Origin of the sequence: Streptomyces novaecaesareae (assembly GCF_000716875.1) — a bacterium.
Classification (GTDB): domain Bacteria; phylum Actinomycetota; class Actinomycetes; order Streptomycetales; family Streptomycetaceae; genus Kitasatospora; species Kitasatospora novaecaesareae.
Window position 1 is genome coordinate 1 of the sequence record NZ_JNWQ01000026.1, and the last position, 18977, is coordinate 18977.

The 18977-nt window shown below is 73.7% G+C and carries 16 protein-coding genes and 1 tRNA gene; 7 read left to right on the plus strand and 10 right to left on the minus strand.

The features are described from left to right. Nucleotides 1-68: 68 nt before the first annotated feature. Nucleotides 69-695: a dihydroxyacetone kinase subunit DhaL gene (dhaL, locus tag OP86_RS12270; RefSeq protein WP_030060926.1), complete on the minus strand. Its 627-nt coding sequence runs from the start codon at nt 693-695 to the stop codon at nt 69-71. Nucleotides 696-714: 19 nt separating this feature from the next. After that, the gene (dhaK, locus tag OP86_RS12275) at nt 715-1710 is read right to left on the minus strand and encodes a dihydroxyacetone kinase subunit DhaK (RefSeq protein ID WP_030256853.1); all 996 of its coding nucleotides are present in this window, start codon (nt 1708-1710) and stop codon (nt 715-717) included. A gap of 149 nt (nt 1711-1859) precedes the next feature. Here dhaK and dhaM point away from each other — a divergent pair, with 149 nt between their 5' ends. Beyond that, nucleotides 1860-2252 carry a dihydroxyacetone kinase phosphoryl donor subunit DhaM gene (dhaM, locus tag OP86_RS12280; RefSeq protein ID WP_030256850.1) on the plus strand — a complete coding sequence of 131 codons (393 nt, stop codon included), beginning with the start codon at nt 1860-1862 and terminating at the stop codon, nt 2250-2252. A gap of 75 nt (nt 2253-2327) precedes the next feature. Here the strand turns inward: dhaM and OP86_RS12285 are convergent, their stop codons facing one another. Beyond that, complete coding sequence (locus tag OP86_RS12285; RefSeq protein ID WP_030256847.1) at nt 2328-4055, minus strand: bifunctional 3'-5' exonuclease/DNA polymerase; 1728 nt, start codon at nt 4053-4055, stop codon at nt 2328-2330. A gap of 154 nt (nt 4056-4209) precedes the next feature. Here OP86_RS12285 and OP86_RS12290 point away from each other — a divergent pair, with 154 nt between their 5' ends. Next, a complete protein-coding gene (locus OP86_RS12290) occupies nt 4210-6234 on the plus strand; it encodes a M3 family metallopeptidase (RefSeq protein ID WP_030060931.1) in 2025 nt (674 codons plus the stop codon). 63 nt (nt 6235-6297) lie between these two features. Here the strand turns inward: OP86_RS12290 and OP86_RS12295 are convergent, their stop codons facing one another. Next, on the minus strand, nt 6298-7785 hold the full coding sequence (locus OP86_RS12295; RefSeq protein ID WP_030060932.1) for a cellulase family glycosylhydrolase: 1488 nt from the start codon (nt 7783-7785) through the stop codon (nt 6298-6300). An 87-nt stretch (nt 7786-7872) separates the two neighbouring features. Then, nucleotides 7873-8508 (minus strand): TetR/AcrR family transcriptional regulator, encoded by a 636-nt coding sequence (locus OP86_RS12300; protein WP_199815170.1) that lies wholly within the window; start codon nt 8506-8508, stop codon nt 7873-7875. 145 nt (nt 8509-8653) lie between these two features. On the opposite strand from OP86_RS12300, the gene OP86_RS12305 reads away from it, so the two are divergent. Then, complete coding sequence (locus tag OP86_RS12305; protein ID WP_030060934.1) at nt 8654-9880, plus strand: acyl-CoA dehydrogenase family protein; 1227 nt, start codon at nt 8654-8656, stop codon at nt 9878-9880. A 73-nt stretch (nt 9881-9953) separates the two neighbouring features. On the opposite strand, the gene OP86_RS12310 is transcribed toward OP86_RS12305, so the two are convergent. The 3 genes from OP86_RS12310 to OP86_RS12320 all read right to left on the minus strand — a co-directional run bounded on the left by OP86_RS12310 (nt 9954) and on the right by OP86_RS12320 (nt 12257). Further along, nucleotides 9954-10568 carry a phosphatase PAP2 family protein gene (locus OP86_RS12310; protein ID WP_030060935.1) on the minus strand — a complete coding sequence of 205 codons (615 nt, stop codon included), beginning with the start codon at nt 10566-10568 and terminating at the stop codon, nt 9954-9956. Between the two features lie 151 nt (nt 10569-10719). Next, complete coding sequence (locus OP86_RS12315) at nt 10720-11532, minus strand: enoyl-CoA hydratase/isomerase family protein (RefSeq protein WP_078588609.1); 813 nt, start codon at nt 11530-11532, stop codon at nt 10720-10722. A gap of 35 nt (nt 11533-11567) precedes the next feature. Continuing rightward, entirely contained in the window at nt 11568-12257 is a 690-nt protein-coding gene (locus tag OP86_RS12320) for a TetR family transcriptional regulator (RefSeq protein WP_051830009.1), read from the minus strand. A gap of 151 nt (nt 12258-12408) precedes the next feature. Here OP86_RS12320 and OP86_RS12325 point away from each other — a divergent pair, with 151 nt between their 5' ends. Further along, nucleotides 12409-13926 (plus strand): MFS transporter, encoded by a 1518-nt coding sequence (locus OP86_RS12325; RefSeq protein ID WP_234434893.1) that lies wholly within the window; start codon nt 12409-12411, stop codon nt 13924-13926. A gap of 120 nt (nt 13927-14046) precedes the next feature. On the opposite strand, the gene OP86_RS12330 is transcribed toward OP86_RS12325, so the two are convergent. Next, complete coding sequence (locus tag OP86_RS12330) at nt 14047-14595, minus strand: GNAT family N-acetyltransferase (RefSeq protein ID WP_030060939.1); 549 nt, start codon at nt 14593-14595, stop codon at nt 14047-14049. Nucleotides 14596-14672: 77 nt separating this feature from the next. Between OP86_RS12330 and OP86_RS12335 the strand changes: the two genes are divergently transcribed. Then, on the plus strand, nt 14673-15284 hold the full coding sequence (locus OP86_RS12335; RefSeq protein WP_167344204.1) for a TetR/AcrR family transcriptional regulator: 612 nt from the start codon (nt 14673-14675) through the stop codon (nt 15282-15284). 369 nt (nt 15285-15653) lie between these two features. On the opposite strand, the gene OP86_RS12340 is transcribed toward OP86_RS12335, so the two are convergent. Then, nucleotides 15654-15729, minus strand: a tRNA-Arg gene (locus OP86_RS12340). 630 nt (nt 15730-16359) lie between these two features. On the opposite strand from OP86_RS12340, the gene OP86_RS38755 reads away from it, so the two are divergent. Both OP86_RS38755 and OP86_RS12350 read left to right on the plus strand, forming a co-directional pair. Further along, nucleotides 16360-16968 carry a single-stranded DNA-binding protein gene (locus OP86_RS38755; RefSeq protein ID WP_063832357.1) on the plus strand — a complete coding sequence of 203 codons (609 nt, stop codon included), beginning with the start codon at nt 16360-16362 and terminating at the stop codon, nt 16966-16968. 353 nt (nt 16969-17321) lie between these two features. Beyond that, nucleotides 17322-18764: a Cys-Gln thioester bond-forming surface protein gene (locus OP86_RS12350; protein WP_030060941.1), complete on the plus strand. Its 1443-nt coding sequence runs from the start codon at nt 17322-17324 to the stop codon at nt 18762-18764. The last annotated feature ends 213 nt before the right edge of the window (nt 18765-18977 follow it).

The window sequence follows — 18977 nt, forward strand, 5'->3', positions numbered from 1 at the left end:
AGCAGAAGACGGCATACGAGATTTCTGCCTGTCTCGTGGGCTCGGAGATGTGTATAAGAGACAGGGGCTCAGGTGGTGAGGCTTTCGGCGAGGGTGCGGAAGAGGAGGGCGGTGGAGGTGGCGCCGGGGTCCTGGTGGCCGATGCTGCGTTCGCCGAGGTAGGAGGCGCGGCCCTTGCGGGCCTGGAGGGGGACGGTGTCGCGGGCGCCCTGTTCGGCGGCGTCGGCGGCCGCGGCGGCGGCCTCGGGGAGGGTGGCGCCCGTGGCGGCCGCGGCCCGGAAGGCGGCGACGGCCGGGGTCCAGGCGTCCACGATGGTCTTGTCTCCGGGTTCGGCCTTGCCGAGGAGGCGGACGGCGTCCAGCCCGGCCGAGAGGGCCTCGGCGACGGCGGCCGGGCCGGCGGGCTCGGGCAGGGCGGTGCCGATGGCGCGGAAGGCCTTGCCGTAGAGCGGGCCGGAGGCGCCGCCGACCTTGGAGATGAGGGTCGTGCCGGTCTTGGTGAGGACGGCGCCGGGCCCGGCGGGTTCGAGGCCGTCGAGAGCGGTGAGGGCGGCGGTGAAGCCGCGGTGGAGGTTGCTGCCGTGGTCGCCGTCGCCGATCGCGGAGTCCAGCTCGGTGAGCCGGGACTGTTCCTTCTCGACGGCCGCGGCGATCGCGCGGACCCAGGCCTCGGCCAGCGGGGTGTCGAAGTCCATGTCCGTTCTCTCCCTGCTGTCAGGCCCGCTTGAGGGCGGGGGTGTCGACCGGGGCGTCCCAGAGTTCCAGCAGCTGGGTGTCGGCCTTGGTGAGGGTGAGCGAAAAGCCCGCCATGTCGAGGCTGGTGACGTAGTTGCCGACCAGGCTGCGGGCCACCGTGATGCCGTGCTCGGCGAGCCGGGCGGCGACCTCGCCGTAGACGACGTACAGCTCCAGCAGCGGGGTGGCGCCGAGGCCGTTCAGCAGGGCGATCACCTCGTCGCCCGGGGTCAGGTGGTGGTCGGTCAGGATGGTCTCGACCACCTCGGCGGCCAGGTCGCGGGCCGGGCGGAGCTTCTCGCGGCGGCGGCCGGGCTCGCCGTGGATGCCGACGCCGACCTCGATCTCGTCCTCGGGCAGGTCGAAGCCGGGCTTGCCGGCGGCCGGGACGGTGGCGGCGGTGAGCGCGATCGCGAAGGAGCGGGAGGCGGCGTTGACCCGCTCGCCCAGGGCGGCCACCTCGTCCAGCGGGGCGCCGCGCTCGGCCAGCGCGCCGGCCGTCTTCTCCACCAGGACGGTCGCGCCGGTGCCCCGGCGGCCCGCCGTCCAGGTGGAGTCCTCGACCGCGACGTCGTCGTTGACCAGGACCGTGCGGACCTCCAGGCCCTCCTCGGCGGCGAGTTCGGCGGCGAGCTCGAAGTTCATCACGTCGCCGGTGTAGTTCTTCACGATGAAGACGACCCCGGCGCCGCTCTCGACGGCTTTGGCGGCGGCCAGCATCTGGTCCGGGACGGGGGAGGTGAACACCTCGCCGGGGCAGGCGGCGTCGAGCATGCCGGGGCCGACGAAGCCGCCGTGCAGCGGCTCGTGGCCGGAGCCGCCGCCGGAGATCAGCGCGACCTTGGGCCCGGCCGGGCGGACGGCCCGGGTGATCACCCGGTTGGGGATGTCCACCGCCAGCTCCGGGTGGGCGGCGGCGATTCCGGTCAGGGCGTCCTCCAGGACGCTCTCCGGGGTGTTGATCAGCTTCTTCAACGCTCTTCGCTCCCTTGGTGAGGACGCAACAGCCGCGGACGCTGCTGGACGCGACGCTACGCCAGACGGAGGGCCCGGGCACGGGGTGCGACACGCGGGATTCCGCTCACCCTCCCGGAGTAGTGGTATCGGGCCGTAGGGTCGCTGGCATGAGCGGAAACGTGGGCATTGTTCTGGTCTCGCACAGCGCCCGGCTCGCCGAGGGGCTGCGCGAGCTGCTCGGCGAACTCGCCTCGGACGCTGTGCGGGTGGTGGTCGCGGGCGGCACGGAGGACGGCGGGCTCGGCACCTCCTACGACCTGATCGCCGGGGCGATCGCGCAGGCGGACGGCGGGGCGGGCGTGGTCGTGCTGCCGGACCTCGGCAGCTCGGTGCTCACCGCCGTCACGGTGCTGGAGGACGAGCCGCGTCCGGGCGTGCGGCTGGTGGACGCGCCGTTCGTGGAGGGCGCGGTGGCCGCCGCCGTCACCGCCTCGACCGGCGCGGGGCTGGCCGAGGTGGTCGCGGCGGCCGAGGACGCGCGGAGCTTCCGGAAGCTCTGACCCGGGAGGCCGGGGTCACTTGCGTCGGGGTCACTTGCGTCGGGGTCACTTGCGTCGGAGTCACTTGCGTCGGAGTCACTTCGCGTCGGCGTAGCAGTCCACCACCGCCGTGGTGAGCGGGAAGCGCACCGGGGTGTCGCCGAACACCAGCCGGCGGGCCTCGTCGGCGGCCTCGGTGACGGCGGCGGCGACCTCGTCGGCGAGGTTGGCCGGGGTGTGCACGATCACCTCGTCGTGCTGGAAGAACACCAGGTGCGGGCGGTCCGCCGGGCCGGCGGCGGGCAGCTCGTTGAGCCGCCGGCGCAGCGCCGCGAGCAGGGCGAGGGCCCAGTCGGCGGCGCTGGCCTGGATGACGAAGTTGCGGGTGAAGCGGCCGCGGGCGCGGGCCGTGCGGCCGCCGGACTCGCCCGCCGTGTCGGCCTCGGTGAGGTCGAGGAACTCGGCGGAGGCGGGCGGGCAGACCCGGCCGAGCCGGGAGGCGACCACGCCGCCGTCCTCGCCCGTCCGGGCGGCGGCCTCGACGTAGCGCATCGCGGCCGGGTAGCGGCGGCGCAGGGTGTTCAGCAGCGGGCCGATGTCGCCGCCGGTCTGCCCGTACATGGCGCCGAGCAGGCCGAGCTTGGCCTTCTCGCGGTCGCCCTGGAAGGCGGTGGCGGCGAGCGCCTCGTACAGGTCGCCGCCGGCCGCGCTGCGGGCCAGCCCGGCGTCCTGGGAGAGCGCGGCGAGCACCCGGGGCTCCAGCTGGGCGGCGTCGGCGACCACCAGCAGCCAGCCCGGGTCGGCGACGACGGCCCGGCGCAGGATGCGCGGGATCTGCAGGGCGCCGCCGCCGCGGCTGGCCCAGCGGCCGGAGACCACGCCGCCGACCACGTACTCGGGGCGGAAGCGGCCGCCGCGGGCCCAGGCGTCCTGCCAGGCCCAGCCGTGCGCGACGTGGATCCGGGAGAGCTCCTTGTAGCGGATCAGCAGCCGGGCGGCCGGGTGGTCGATGCCCTTGAGCTCCCAGGAGCGGGTGGAGCCGAGCTGGATGCCCGCCTCGGCGAAGGCGCGCAGCACCTGGGTGTGCGAGTCGGGGTTGAACGGCTTGCCGCCGAGGGCCCGTTGGAGTTCGAGGGCGAGGTCGGCGAGCAGCCTGGGCTGGGTGCCGGGGAGGGCCGGGCGGGGGCCGAGCAGCTCGGTCAGCAACTGGTCGTGGACGTCGGAGCGCCAGGGCAGGCCGTCGTGCGCGATCTCGGCGGCGACCAGGGCGCCGGCCGACTCGGCGGCGACCAGCAGCCGGAACCGCTGCCGGGCGGCCGGGTCGGCGATGGCCGCGATCCGGCGCTGCTGCTCGGCGTGGACGGCGACCACGGCGGCCAACGGGTCGACACCGGGCGGCAGTTGCAGCCGGTCGGGGGCGAAGAGGGTGTCCTGGCCGTCGTCGGCGTCGGCGAGGCCTGGCTCGGGCAGGTCCTCGGGGACGGGCAGGCCGCGCAGCCGGGCCCAGGCCGCCCCGAGCGAGCGGGGCGCGCCGAACCGGCCCTCGTGCGCCAGCAGCAGGGCCTCGACCAGCCGCAGGTCGTGGCAGCGGGCGAGCCGGTCGGGCAGCCGAGGCAGCAGGGGGGCGTAGCCGGAGTCGGCGGCGGCCCAGACCCAGCGGGGCGCCGGTGGTCGACCGCTCCCGGCGGCCTCCCGGACGGCGACGGCGGCGGCGAGGTCGCGGACGGCCTCGGGCGGGCCGAGCGGCTCGCCCGCGTCGTCCAGCGGCTGGAGCCGGCCGCCGGGGCCGTGCGGGTCGGGCGCGAGGGCCGTCCTGGGTGCCACGGGGGCTGCTCCTCTCCGGCGCGTGGCCTGGTGTGCGGGTGCGGGCACGGGTGTGCGGGTCGACAGTCGTCCGGCGTCGACGTTAACGGGTGGGTACGACAACGGGAGGAGGGGCGCATGGGCAGGGCGGGTGACACCGCGTAGGGTCGGCGGAATGACCGAGAACCCGTTCTTCCAGCCCAGCACGCTGGTCTACGAACTGCCGCCCTTCGCCGAGATCCGCGAGGAGCACTACCTGCCCGCGTACCGGCGCGGGATGGCCGAGCAGCTGGCCGAGATCGCGGCGATCACGGCCACCGGGTCCGCACCGACCTTCGAGAACACCCTGGTGGCGCTGGAGCGTTCCGGGGAGCTGCTGAGCCGGGTGGACGCGGTGTTCCGCAACCAGTCCTCCTCCGACACGACCGACGTGCTGGACGCGGTCGACGCCGAGGTGAGCCCGCTGCTCGCCGCCCACCACGACGCCATCCACCTGGACCGCGCACTGTTCGCCCGGATCGAGGAGCTGTACGGGCGCCGCGACGGGCTCGGCCTGGACCCGGAGTCGCTGCGGCTGCTGGAGCGCTGGTACACGAGCTTCGAGCGCTCCGGCGCCCGGCTGGGCGAGGCCGAGCAGGCCCGGCTGCGCGAGCTGAACGCCGAACTCGCCGCGCTGGGCACCACCTTCCAGCAGAACGTCAACGCCGCCACCCGGGCCGCCGCGCTGGTCCTGGACTCCGCCGCGGAGCTCGCCGGGCTGTCCGAGGGCGCGATCGCCGGCGCCGCGGAGAACGCGCGGGTGCTCGGCCACGAGGGCAAGTTCGTGCTGAGCCTGAAGAACACCTCCGGCCAGCCCGAACTGGCCCAGCTCACCGACCGTTCGGTGCGCGAGCGGCTGCTGGCCGCCTCGCTCGGCCGCGGCATCGAGGCCAACGGCCCACTGGCGATCCGGATGGCCGCGCTGCGCGCCGAGCGGGCCGGGCTGCTCGGGCACCCGAGCCACGCCGCGTACGTGGTGGCGGACGAGACGGCCGGCACGGTCGAGGCCGTCTCCGGCCTGCTGGGCCGGCTGGTCGGGCCGGCCGTGGCCAACGCCCGCCGGGAGGCCGCCGAGCTGGCCAAGGCGGCGGCCGAGGACGGGATCGAGGAGATCGCCGCGCACGACTGGGCGTACTACTCGGAGAAGGTCCGGCAGAGCTCGTTCCAGGTGGACGCGGCGGCGCTGCGCCCTTACTTCGAGCTGGAGCGGGTGCTGCGCGACGGCGTGTTCTTCGCGGCGGGGCTGGCGTACGGGCTGACCTTCACCGAGCGGCCGGACCTGACGGCCCACCACCCGGACGCGCGGGTCTTCGAGGTGTTCGAGGAGGACGGCACCCCGCTGGGCCTGTTCATCGGCGACTTCCACGCCCGGGCGTCCAAGCGCGGCGGTGCCTGGATGGACGCACTGGTCCCGCAGTCCGGGCTGAGCGGGCGGCGGCCGGTGGTGCTGAACAACCTCAACATCCCGCGTCCGGCGCCCGGCGAGCCGGCGCTGATGTCCTGGGACGAGGTGCGCACGCTCTTCCACGAGTTCGGGCACGCGCTGCACGGGCTGTTCTCGGACGTGCGCTACCCGCTGTTCTCGGGCACCTCGGTGCCGCGGGACTTCGTCGAGTTCCCCTCGCAGGTCAACGAGATGTGGATGGTCCGCCCGGAGGTGCTGGCCAACTACGCGCGCCACCACGAGACCGGGGAGCCGCTGCCGGCCGGGCTGGTCGAGCGGATGACGGCGGCCGAGGGCTTCGGGCAGGGCTTCCGGACGGTGGAGTACCTGGCGGCCACGCTGCTGGACTGGGCCTGGCACACCGTGCCGCAGGGCGAGGAGGTCGCGGACGCCGAGGAGTTCGAGGCGCGGGCGCTCGCCGAGGCCGGGATCGCGGTGGACGCGGTGCCGCCGCGCTACCGGACGGCGTACTTCCAGCACATCTTCGCCAGCGGCTACAGCGCGGCGTACTACGCCTACATCTGGTCGGAGGTGCTGGACGCCGACACCGTGCAGTGGTTCGAGGGCAACGGGCGCACGGTGCGGGAGAGCGGCGAGGTGTTCCGGCGCGAGCTGCTGGCGCGCGGGTTCAGCCGCGACCCGCTGGAGTCCTTCCGCGCGGTGGTCGGCCGGGCGCCGGAGACCGGGCCGCTGCTGGCCCGCCGGGGGCTGGTCTGATCAGCCTGCCCGTGCTGATCAGACCGCTCGCGCCGGTTACGCAGCTCAGCCCGCTGGTGCCGCTCAGCTCGCTGGTTCCGGGCTGAGCGTGACCGTCACCGGGGTGCCCGGGCGGGCGTGCGGGAGCCGGATCCGTACGGTTCCCGCGCGTCCGTCCGCGGGCTGCTCGACCTCGACGCGGGCGCCGGCGGGCGAGACGGCGACCCGGGCGCCGTGCGGGAACGCGGACGGCGGCAGGAGGAGTTCGCTGGCGTGCCCGGTGCCGTCGGCGCTCCAGCGGACGGTGCCGCCGCCGGTGCCGCTCTCGGTGCCGTTCTCGGTGCGGACGGCGGTGCCGGCGACGGCGGCCGGGTACGGGCCGAAGGCGGGCTCGTCGCCGGGGGCGGGCCGCCCGGCCGGGTCGAGCGCGCAGTAGCCGCCGGTGCCCCGGCACCAGTACCACATCGTCCAGCCCTCGGCGAAGCCGTCCAGCGCGGCGACCTGCCGGGAGACCAGCTGACGGTTGCCCGGCGTACGGGAGTTGGGCGGGCCCCACTCGCCGACCAGGACGGGCAGACGGTGGGCGGCCGGGTAGTCGGTGATCGCGGCGGTGTACTGCTCGACGAAGCCGTCGGACGGATCCCAGTCGGCGCCGTTCTCGACGGCGGTGGAGTAGAAGTGCGGCGCGTAGCCGAGCCGGGGAGCACCGGGGCGCGGGTCGGCGAAGCCGGGCAGCCGGGTGGGCACGCCCTGGCCGACCAGGACCGTCGGCTCCACGAACAGCCAGGCGCGGGAGTCGACTTGCCGGACGGCGGCGATCAGTCGGCGGTACATGTCGGCGAGCCGCCCCTGCTCCAGGGCGGCGGAGGCGGCGGCCAGGACGGCCGGGTCGCTCGGGTCGCCGTCCACCGGGCCGAACGGTTCGTTGAACAGGTCGTAGCCCAACAGCGAGCGGTGGCCGCGCAGTTCGCGGGCGAGCCGGGTGTAGAAGTCGGCCTGCCAGGCGCGCAGGTCGGGGTCGTCGTAGAGGTGGCGGAAGGCGGCCTGGACGGCGGGCTGGAAGTAGCCGGCGAACCAGTCGGCCGGGTCCGGGGTGAACGGCAGGCCGTCGTCCCGGGTGGCCCAGACCGGGATGCCGTTGGTGCCGCCGCCGAACTCCGGCCCGTAGACGTCCTGGTGGAAGTCGACCAGGACGAGCAGGCCCAGCCGGTCGGCCCGGTCGAGGAGCCGCTGCAGGCGGCGCAGTTCGGTTCGGTCGAGGCGGCCGCGGGTGGGCTCCAGCCTGGTCCAGGAGACCGGCAGCCGGACGAGGGTGAAGCCCTGGGCGGCGATCGAGTCGAGGTCGGCCTCGGTGGCCTCGGCGTACTTGTCGAGGTTGAAGCCGCGCAGCAGGAGGTGCCGGCCCTGGGCGTCGGTGAGCGCGGTGCGGCCGTCCGGGGCGGTGGCCGTTCCGGTGGGGAAGTGGGCCTGCTGCCAGCTGTGGGCCGGGGCCGGGGCGCTATGGGCTGGTCCGGCGGTCAGGACGGCGGTGGCGGCGAGCAGCAGGGCGACGGCGGTGCGGTGCAGGCGCATCGGGGACCTCGCGCGGCGGGGTGGGTGGGGGCCCGATGATGCCCGCGGTTCCGGGCGCGGCACAAGGGTCGTGCGCCCACGGGGAGTTCAGCCGGCGTCCGGGGCGGTCGGCTCGGCGGGGGCGGTGGGCAGGACGGCGGTCGGCAGGTCCGCGGCGGCGGCCAGGCGGCCCCAGAGCAGGTCGGCCAGCGCCTGCACCATGCGGGTGCGCGAGCAGGGCCTGGACTCCAGCCACCAGTCCCCGGCGGCCAGCACCATGCCGGTGATGCCCCGGCCCCAGGCCTCGGCGAGCAGGTCGCGGTCGGCGCCGAGGTCGATCTGGCTCTGTACGGCGCGGGTGATCTCCTCGGCGATCTGCCGCAGGGCGGGGGCGAGTGCGTTGCCGGCGCCGCTCGGGTCGCCCGGTTCGGGGTGGGTGAGCAGCCGGTAGACCTGGGGGCGGGCCTCGATCCCGGCGAGGTAGGTGTCCAGGACGTGCTCGACCCGGTCGCGGCGCTCCAGCGGTTCGGCGAGGGCGGCCCGGACGGCGGCCAGCAGGCCGCTGGTGTGGCGCTCGGTCAGGGCTCTGATCAGGCCGTTCCGGTCACCGAAGTGCCGGTAGAGGATCGGCTTGGTGATGCCGGCCTCGGCGGCGATGGCGTTCATGCTGGCGCCTGGCCCCTCGCGCTGGATGACCCGGTCGGCGGCGTTGAGCAGCTGCTCGCGGCGGGGCTCTCGGGACATGCGCTGCTCCTCGGATTCGGGGGTCGTTCTGGGCATCGGCACCGGTCAGGGGCGTTGACACCGGTTACCAATCAGTAGCAGACTCCGTCGATGTTACCCGAGGTAACACCCTGGTCGGCCGCACACGTCTTCGGAGGCAAGCACCATGAGCAGCACGTTCTCGCTGGACCCGGGCGCGGACCAGCTCGCCGTACGCGACTGGCTGCACGGCTTCGCCGCCGACGTCATCCGCCCCGCCGCCGCCGAGTGGGACGAGCGCGAGGAGACCCCCTGGCCGGTCATCCAGGAAGCCGCCAAGCTGGGCATCTACTCGCTGGACTTCTACGCCCAGCAGTACTTCGACCCCTCCGGCGTCGGCATCCCGATCGCCATGGAGGAGCTGTTCTGGGGCGACGCCGGCATCGGGCTGTCCATCGTCGGCACCACGCTGGCCGCCGTCGCGGTGCTGGCCAACGGCACCGACGAGCAGATCGGCACCTGGACCCCGCAGATGTTCGGCACCCCGGACGACGTCAAGGTGGCCGCCTTCTGCTCCTCCGAGCCGGACGCCGGCTCCGACGTCTCCGCCCTGCGCACCCGGGCGGTGTACGACGAGGCCAAGGACGAGTGGGTGCTCAACGGCACCAAGACCTGGGCCACCAACGGCGGGATCGCCGCCGTCCACGTCGTGGTCGCCACCGTCGACCCGGCACTCGGGGCGAAGGGGCAGGCCTCCTTCGTCGTCCCGCCGGGCACGCCCGGGCTGAGCCAGGGCCAGAAGTTCAAGAAGCACGGCATCCGGGCCTCGCACACCGCCGAGGTCGTGCTGGACGGCGTCCGGGTGCCCGGCAGCTGCCTGCTCGGCGGCAAGGAGAAGCTGGACGAGCGGCTTGCCCGGGCCCGCGAGGGCGTCAAGCGCCCGGGCGGCCGGGGCAACGCGGCGATGGCCACCTTCGAGGCCTCCCGCCCGGCCGTCGGCGCGCAGGCCATCGGCATCGCCCGGGCCGCGTACGAGGTGGCGCTGGACTACGCCGGGACCCGGGAGCAGTTCGGCCGCCCGATCATCGACAACCAGGGCGTGGCCTTCCAGCTCGCCGACATGAGGACCCGGATCGACGCGGCCCGGCTGCTGGTGTGGCGGGCGTCCTGGATGGCGGCCAACAACCAGCCGTTCACCGCGGCCGAGGGCTCGATGTCCAAGCTGTACGCGGGCGAGACGGCCAAGTACGTGACCGCGCAGGCGATGCAGATCCTCGGCGGCAACGGCTTCACCCGGGAGTACCCGGTGGAGCGGATGCACCGGGACAGCGCGATCTACACGATCTTCGAGGGGACCAGCGAGATCCAACGGCTGGTGATCGCCCGGGCGATCTCGGGGATGCCGATCCGCTAGCGGGTGCCGCTCCGGTGGGTGCCGCTCCGGTGGGGGCCGGCCCGACGGCGGTCGGCGCGGCGGCGGCCTGCGGCTAGCGGGCGGCCCAGAAGGTGAGCCCGGCGGTGAGTGCGCCCACCACGGTGCCGACGACCGTCTGGGCGATGGTGTGGTCCCGCAGTACCACCCGGGACCACCCGACCACCGGGACCAGCGGGGAGAGCAGCAGCCAGAGCGGGCCGAGCGCGATGGCCAGGCAGACCACCGCGCCGGCCGTCACGGCGGTGTGCACGGAGACCTTCCACCAGGCGGTGATCACCAGGATCGGGATCAGCGAGGCGAACATCGCCAGCACCAGGGCGGTCAGGTCGGCCGGGGCGTCCAGCCCGATCATCACCGCGAAGCTGAGCAGCACCGAGCCCATGATGAACGGCAGGACGGTCAGCCGGCGCTGCCGGTGGCCGACGTGGCGGTCCTCCACGGTGCCCTTGCGGATGCCGCGCCGGATGAACAGGGTCGGGATGACGGCCGCGAACAGGATCGCGAAGAGCGCCCAGCCGACGCCCGGCCAGCCGTAGCGCAGACCGCCCAGCAGCGGGAGCAGGGCGATGATCACGTTCTTCGGCTCGACGCCGTCCGTGATGCGGCGGGCCCAGACCGCCCGGGCGGTGGGGGCGGTCGTGGCCTCGGTCGTGGCCTCGGTCGTCATCGGGGTGGTCGCTCCGGGATCGTGAGGGGCTGGACGGCGGCTGGACGGCGGCTGGACGGCTGCGGGACTGTGGCGCGGTGCCGGCCGGATGATCGTACGGGTGCCGTCCCCGCGCCCGCCCCCGGCCGCCGGCCACGGCCGCAGGCCCGGTTCAGAACCGGGCCGGGCGGCCCTCCAGGAACGCGGCCAGGCCCTCGTGGACGTCCGGGGCCTCCCGGGAGCGGCGTTCCCAGGGGGCCAGCGCCTCGGCGGCCTGCTCGGGCGGCACGGCGAGGGCGGCCTTCACCGCGCCGATGGTCTGCGGCGAGCGGCGGGTCAGCAGGCGGGCGAAGTCCAGTGCGGCGGCGTCCAGTTCGGCGTCCGGCAGGACGCGTTCGGCGAGGCCCAGCGGCAGTGCGTCCCGGCCCGACACCAACTCGCCGGAGAACAGCAGGTACTTGGCGCGGGCCGCGCCGACCAGCCGGGCCAGCCGCAGGGTCGGCACCGCCGGGTACACCACTCCGAGCTTGGCCGGGGTGATGCCCAGCCGGGCGTCCTCGGCGACGAAGCGCAGGTCGCAGGCGACGGCCAGCTGGCAGCCGCCGCCGACGCAGGCGCCGTGCACCACCGCGATCGTCGGGTGCGGGAAGGCCGCCAGCGCCTCCTCGGCGACGACGTTGTCCGCGTGGTAGGCGTCCGCGCGTGCCGGAGCGCCGTACATCTCGGCGAGTTCGCCGATGTCCGCGCCCGCGCTGAAGGTGTTGCCGGCGCCGGTGAGCAGCAGGGCGCGGATGCCGTCGTGCCCGGCGAGCTGTTCCAGCACCTCGGGCAGGGCCTGCCAGATCGCCAGGGTCACCGCGTTGCGGCGGTGCGGCCGGGCGAACTCCAGCACCGCGACGCCGTCCTCGCCGACGTAGGCGTTGAGGCCCTCGGCCCGGGTGGGCAGGGCGGAGCGGTCCCGTACGAGCAGTGGCTGGTCGTCCATGTGCACCTTCGGTCGGTCGTGGTGCGCCCACTCTCTCAGGCGGCGACGGCGCAGTACTCCCCGAGGCCGCGTTCGACCAGGGCGAAGGCGCGCCGGGCCGCGTCGAGGGCGGCCGGCAGGGTGTCCGCGGCGGGCTCGCCGGCCAGCATCCGGCGCTGGTTGCCCGCGGTCAGGGTCAGCCGGACGGCCAGCAGTTGGGCGGCGGCGACCCGGGCGGTGAGCTCGTCGTGGGCCGGGTCCTGGGCGATCAGTTCGGCGGTCAGCAGGTCCTGCGCCTGCCGGGTGAGGCCGGTGGTGGCGCGGACGGCCAGGGTCGGGGTCGCGTGGATGAGCCGGACCACGTCGATGACGACCTGGTCGTCGTTCAGGCCGGTCGCGGGGTCGAAGGCCTCCAGCGCGGCGATGAACTGCTCGCGCAGCGCCGCCACCGCCGAGGTGCCGGGGGCGCGCTCGCGCACCACCCGGGCGGGCTCGTCGAGGTGCTGCTCCATCGGGGCCATGACCAGGTCTTCCTTGGAGGGGAAGTAGTTGAAGACGGTCATCTTGGACACCTCGGCGGCGGCCGCGATCTCGGCGACCGAGACCTGGTCGAACCCGCGCTCGGCGAACAGTCCGATGGCGGTGCGCCAGATCTTCATGCCGGTCTGGATCTTCTTGCGCTCGCGCAGTGGGAGCGCGCCCAGGTCGCGGTCGGCAGCGAGGTCGAGGGCGGGGTGTGTCGCCATGAGGTGACTGTACCAGGATCAAAGGTTGATCCGGCTGAATGATTGGTCGGGACGAAGAATTGACCAGGTACAAAAATGCTGCCATGGTGGTGCTGCGCCGGCCGGACCACCCGGTCCGGGCCGAACTCCACTGACTCCGGGGGGACTTCCGATGGCACCCGCTGCCCTGATGACACCGGCCCAGCGAAAGCTGGGCATGATGCTCTGCCTGGTCACGATCGTGCTGGCCGTGCTCGACATGAACATCGTGTCGGCGGCCACCGTGCCGATCGTCCGCGACCTCGACCCCGTCCACGGCGTCGACCGGCTGCCCTGGCTGGTCAGCGCGTTCGCCCTCGCCGCCACCGCGCTGCTGCCGCTGTACGGCAAGCTCTGCGACGTCTACGGCGCCAAGCGCGTGCTGCTCGGGGCCGTCGGCACCTTCCTGGTCGGCTCGGCGCTGTGCGGGGCGGCCCAGACGATGGGCCAGCTGATCGCCTTCCGGGCCGTCCAGGGCATCGGGGGCGGCGGCCTGATGAGCGTCACCATGGTGGTCATCGCCCAGTTCAAGGACCCGGCGGAACGCGGCAGCGGCAAGGGCGGGGCGATGGGCGGGATCGTCGCCGGCCTCGGCATGGCGATCGGCCCGCTGGTCGGCGCGCTGTTCACCGACCACCTGAGCTGGCGCTGGATCTTCTACGTCAACCTGCCGCTCGGCCTCCTCGTCCTGGTCGGCGTCGCCCTGGTGGTCAAGCTGCCGCCGGCGGCCGGCCGCCGGAGCCTGGACTTCCCCGGCGCGGCCCTCGCGGCCGCCTTCGCCACCGGGCTGCTGCTGGTCACCGAGTGGGGCGGCAAGGACTACGGCTGGACCTCCCCGGTGATCCTCGGGCTCGGCGCCGCCACCCTGGCCGTGCTCGGCCTCTTCCTGTGGCGCCAGGCCACCGCCGCCGAGCCGGTGCTGCCGCTGTCCCTGTTCCGGATCCGGGTGGTGCGCCTCGGCTTCGCGATCCAGGGCCTGGTCGGGATGGGCATGACCGGCTCGATCATGTTCGTGATGCTCTACCTGCAGATCGCCCGCGGGGTCGCCCCGACCACGGCCAGCCTGTACCTGATCCCGATGGCCGTCGGGATGACGGCGGTCGGCCTGCTGGCCGGCCGGCTGGTCTCCCGCGGCCACTCGCCGCGGACCCTCCTGGTGACCGGCGCGGGCTGCTCGGCGCTCGCCCTCGTCCTGCTCGGCCTCAGCGGGCCGGCCACCGGCCTCTGGGCGGTGTGCCTCGAACTCGCCCTGCTGGGCGTCGGACTGGGCCAGCTGATCGGCCAGCTGATCACCGAGGTGCAGCAGGCCGCCCCGGCCCACCAGCTCGGCGTGGCGACCACCGGGGTGCGCTTCTTCCAGACCCTCGGCAGTGCGCTCGGTGCGGCACTGTTCGGCACCGTACTGGCCCGGGCCTTCGAGGCGAGCGAACCCGGCCGGACGCTCGGCGCGGTCAGGACCCTCACCGGCGCGGCCCGCGAGCACGCGCTGGGCAGCTTCACGGACGCCGTGGACGTGGTGTTCCTGTCGGCGGGCGGGGTGATGGCGCTGGTGCTGGTGCTCGCCCTGCGGCTGCGGGCGACCGGGACGGTGGCGGACGCGGCCGGACCGGCGGTGGAGGAGAAGGAGGAGCGGCCGGTGCTCGCGGCCTGAGCGGTTGTCGGAGGGCGGGGCAGGGCCCGGTGGACCACAGGGGAGTCCACCGGGCCCTGCGCCGTCCGGGCTCTTCGCCGTCCGGGCCCTACCCCGACCGGGCCCCGCGCCGCCGGGGCCTCAGGCCTGGGCGGCCCACTCGGAGGCCAGGATCGCCCAGATCTCCTTGTCGAGGCGGACCCCGTTGTGCAGGTACCACTCGCGCAGCACGCCGTCCCGCGTCATGCCGACCCGCTCGGCGACGGCGCGGCTGCGGGCGTTGACGGAGGTGCACCACCACTCGGCGCGGTGCAGGCCGCGGGTGACGAAGGCGTAGTCGAGCAGCTGCCGGACGGCGGCGGTGATCAGTCCGCCGCCCTCGCCGGCCGGCTCGGTCCAGGCGCCGATCTCGCAGACGCCGGACTTGGTGTCGAAGCTCACGAACATCACGCCGCCGACCAGCGTGCCGTCCCGCCAGATGCCGAAGATCCGCTTCTGGTCGGCGGCCTGGCCGTCGGCGTAGCGCTGCAGGGTGGCGCGGGCGGAGTCCAGGTCGGTGGAGAAGGTGGCCCAGGGGATCCACGGGTCCGTGTGGGCGCGGGCGCGGTCGATGTGGGCCAGGAACTCGGGGGCCTGCCACGGCTCCAGCGGGCGCAGTTCGGCGTGGTCGGTGAGCTGTACGGCAAACACGGGCGGGCCTTTCACGGATGGTGCGCGGGCTGGTCGGAATCATTCATAACAAACGTTTGGTATGTACGATAGCCCCCATGACACCGGCCCGTGGAGACCATGACGCCCGCCGCTCGGACGTGTCCGAGGGGGTGTGGCGGGTGCTCTCCACCCGGGGCTTCGAGGGGCTGACGCTGCGCGCGGTGGCCGCCGAACTGGGCGCCTCCACCGGGCTGTTGACGCACTACTTCCCGAACAAGCGGGCGCTGCTGAGCCATGCGCTGGAGGAGCTGGACCGGCGCTCGGGCGCCCGGCCGCGGCGCGCCGCCCCCGCGGACGGCAGCCCGCCGCCGCCCGCCGGGCTGCCCCGGCTGCGGGCGGCGCTGCTGGACGTCCTGCCGCTGGACGGGGACTCCGCCGCCGGCAACCGGATCTGGGTCGGCTCCTGGGACCACGCCCTGGCCGATCCGGAGCTGGCGGCCGCGCACGCGGGCCGCTACGCCCGTTCGCGGGTGGCGCTCACGGAGTTCGTCACGGACGCCCAGCGGCTCGGGGAGCTCCCGGCGCATGCCGATCCGGCCGAGGTCGCGGCCGGGGCGCAGGCCTTCGTGCTCGGACTGGTGGTGCAGGCGCTGTTCGCCCCGGAGGAGTTTCCGGCCGAGCGTCAGACGGCCCTGCTGGACGCCTATCTGGCGGGGCTGGCGGACTGAGCCGCCCCCGGCGCGCGTTCCTGGGTGCCCCCTGGACGTTCCCGGGGTGCTTTCGGGTGCCCCCGGTCTGCTTTAGGGCGATTCCGGGTGCTTCCGAGAGGTTCCGGGTGGGGGATTCGCCCGGGGTTTCCGTCGTCCGGGCGGCCCGGCGGGATTGTCCGGACCGCGGGATTGTCCGAAAACGGCCCGGAACCCGGCCGAACACCGCGCCTGCCGTCGGCAATGGGGCAAAGGCAGGCGGTGCATTTTCGCGGCGGGCACGACACGCATTGTCACGGGTTATGTGCGGTGAGTGCGTGTTATTACCGGGAGAACCTATCCGGCTACGCATAGTCGCGACCGGTGCGACGGTCCGGGTGAATTGCGGGGTGGCGCCCCCAGCAGGATTCGAACCTGCGACCTACCGCTTAGAAGGCGGGTGCTCTATCCGCTGAGCTATGGGGGCGGGACGGGCGGCGCCCGGATGGGCGTGACCGTGGCCGGGATCGGGCGACGAGCGCCGGGGCGCACGTGGTCCGGCCCCGTACCTGAGGGTGGGGGTGGGGGTTGGTGGACCCTCGACCTGTCGGGGACAGGATAAGGGTGTCCAGTTCCTCGGCCGGTGTGACGACACCGTCGTTGGTGTGTCGGTTCGGTGGAGCGGTCCGATAATCGCAGGTGAAGGCCGTGAGTGCAGCGGTCTGGGAGTGTTCCGCGCCGGACGTTGTGCAGTCGTTACGGGGCTGCCTCCTCACCCGTTATGGATTCGGCACGGAGAATGCGCCGCCGGCGGTGCGGGTGGGGGCGCTAATCGCGGTTGCGTCGGTCGGATGACGTGCGCGGACGGTCGCCGGGGGGCGTTCCCCCCGGCGCCGGTGGGGGTGGCGAACAGCGGGTTTGTTGTCATGGCCGCGAAGAGGAGGGGGCGAAGTGGTCCCCGGAGGTCGAAATTCACCCCTGCGAGTGACAACTGTTCCACAGGCCCGAGTTATCCACAGGATTTACGAAGTCATTGGCCCCGATTTCCCGTGGCGGGCACGCTCGGAGCGCACCGGTCGATTCCGTACGGTGCATCGGCGAGAACGGAGAGTGTGCCGTGAGCGAGACGCATGTGACGGTGATCGGCAATGTCGCGACGGAGGTGACCTACGGGGAAACCTCCGGCGGGGTGCCGATGGCGAGCTTCCGGCTCGGCTGCACCGAGCGGCGGTACGACCGGCAGCGCGAGTGCTGGGTGGACGGCGAGACGCAGTGGGTGGCGGTGACGGCCTGGCGGGCGCTCGCGGTGAACCTGATCGGCTCGCTGGCCAAGGGCGATCCGGTGCTGGTGAGCGGCCGGCTGCGGGTGCGGGAGTGGACGGAGGGGGAGGCGAAGCGCAGCCGGGCCGAGATCGACGCCCGATCGGTCGGACACGATCTCACCCGCGGTACCTCGGCGTTCCGTTGGGCGTCGGCGGTGCGCGGGCAGCCGTCCGGCGGCGCGGGGTCGGTCGGGGCGGATCCCGCGGGCGAGGCCGGGGGCGAGGTGGTGCCGGGGTGGATCGTGACCGCACTGGAGGCGCGCAGGGCCCTTGCGACGGCTCCGGCGGCGGGTGCGGCGCCCGGGCCGCGGGCGTTGCCGCCGGGCGCGCGGCCGGTGACGGGGGGACAGGTCGAGGTGGCCGGGAGCGGGCGGGGAGGTGAAGGGCCGGATGCGGTGAACTGACCGGTCGGTGACCGTCTCTGTCGACAAATATGTTGATCGAGATGGTTGTTGTGCCCGCACGCGCAATGTCGACCGGATAACGGAAAGTGGCCCGGAGTTTCTGGCCATCCGTCAGCTTGTGTGGAATCTGAGAGGATTGATAACGATCCAGATACGGAACTGTCCTGATTTCGCATGGGGGTTTCGGGGCCTCTGGGGGTCAATAGGATTCGTCTGGTTCATACCCGCAGCAGTGCCACAGGGGGCACGCGCGGCACGGCAAGTCGGCGGGCTGTCCATCGGACGGGCCTGGCCCGGAGGGATCCCAGATGTTCCAGAGGCAGGGGCGGAGTCTGTCCCGGATAACCACTGTCATGCTCACGACCAGCGTTGCGCTGGGTGGAAGCCTGTTCGCGGCGGGTGCGGCGGTCGCGGCGGACACCCCGGGTTCGGGCGTGACGGCAGTGGTGCAGAACACCATGCTCGGCGAGAAGATCGACGTCGAGGGCGAGGGCACCGTCGACGGCGGTCTGTTCACCCTCAAGACCGCCGACGGCGAGCTGCAGACCTACTGCATCGACTTCGGCTTCCCGGTCGACATCCGGAAGAAGATCCAGTACCAGGAGTCCGACTGGGCCTCCAGCTCCCTCGGCGACAAGAACAAGGTCGAGGCGGCCGCCAAGATCCGCTGGATCCTGGAGAACTCCTACCCGCAGGTCAAGGACCTCGCGGCGCTCGCCAAGGCCGCCGGTGCCGGCAGCCTGACCGAGCAGGACGCGGCCGCGGGCACCCAGGCCGCGATCTGGAAGTACTCGGACGGCAAGAACGCCACCCCGCAGAGCGCCGGCGCCACCAAGCTGCGCGACTACCTGACCGGCGCCGCCAACAAGGGCATCGCCGCCGAGCCCAAGCCCTCGCTGAGCCTCAACCCGGACTCGGTCTCCGGCAAGTCCGGCGCCAAGCTCGGCCCGTTCACCCTCAACTCCAGCGCCGCCGAGGTGAAGCTGGCCGTCAGCGGCGACGCCGCCGACAAGGTCAAGGTGCTGGACAGCACCGGCAAGCAGGTCGGCGCGTCGCTGACCGGCCCGATCGCCAAGGACACCCAGCTGTTCCTGGACGTGCCGGCCGGCACCCCGGACGGCGCGGTCGCGCTGAACGCCAGCGCCACCACCGTCGTGCCCAGCGGCCGCGTCTTCCTCAGCAAGGGCTACACCCGCGACGAGCACAGCCAGACCATGATCCTGGCCGGCTCCAGCAAGCTCAGCGTCGCCGCCGCGGCCAAGGCCACCTGGAAGCAGGGCAAGGGCGCGCTGGTCGACAGCACCGCCAAGGTCGAGTGCGCCAACGGCGGCGTGCGGGTGACCGTCACCAACGGTGGTGACGAGGCCGCCACTGTCACGGTCAAGCCGGGCAAGCAGGTGACCGTCCAGCCGGGCAAGAGCGAGAGCGTGCTCGTCCCGGTCGCCGAGAAGACCGGCTACGACATCACCGTCTCCGGCCCGAACGGCTACAGCCGCCAGTTCCAGGGCGTCCTGGACTGCAAGACCGGCACCGGCACCACCCCGACCGGTACCCCGACCACCCCGGCCGCGACCGGTACGCCGTCGGGCACCCCGTCCGGCACCCCGAGCACCGGCGCGGGCCAGCCGACCCCGGCGACCACCAGCGCCGCCCCGGGCACCGGTGGCCTGGCCCAGACCGGTGCCAATGACTCGACCCCGATCCTCGCCGCCGTCGCCGGTGGCCTGGTCGTGGCCGGTGGCGCCGCCGTCTTCGTCCTGCGCCGCCGCGGCCGCCACGGCCGCACCACCGCCTGATTCGCCTGATCCGGCTGATCCGGCTGATCCGTCTGATCAGTCCGAACCGCCTGAGCGGGCCCGGGGAGTCGACCTCCTGAGGCCCTGAGCAGCGGAACCGGCCCGGCTCCCCGCAGTTGCTGCGGGGAGCCGGGCCTTCGCCGTTCCCGGGGTACTTCGCGGGGCGCCGGGGAGCGAGGGGGCGCCGGCGTCGGCGCCGACGGGGGCAGGGTG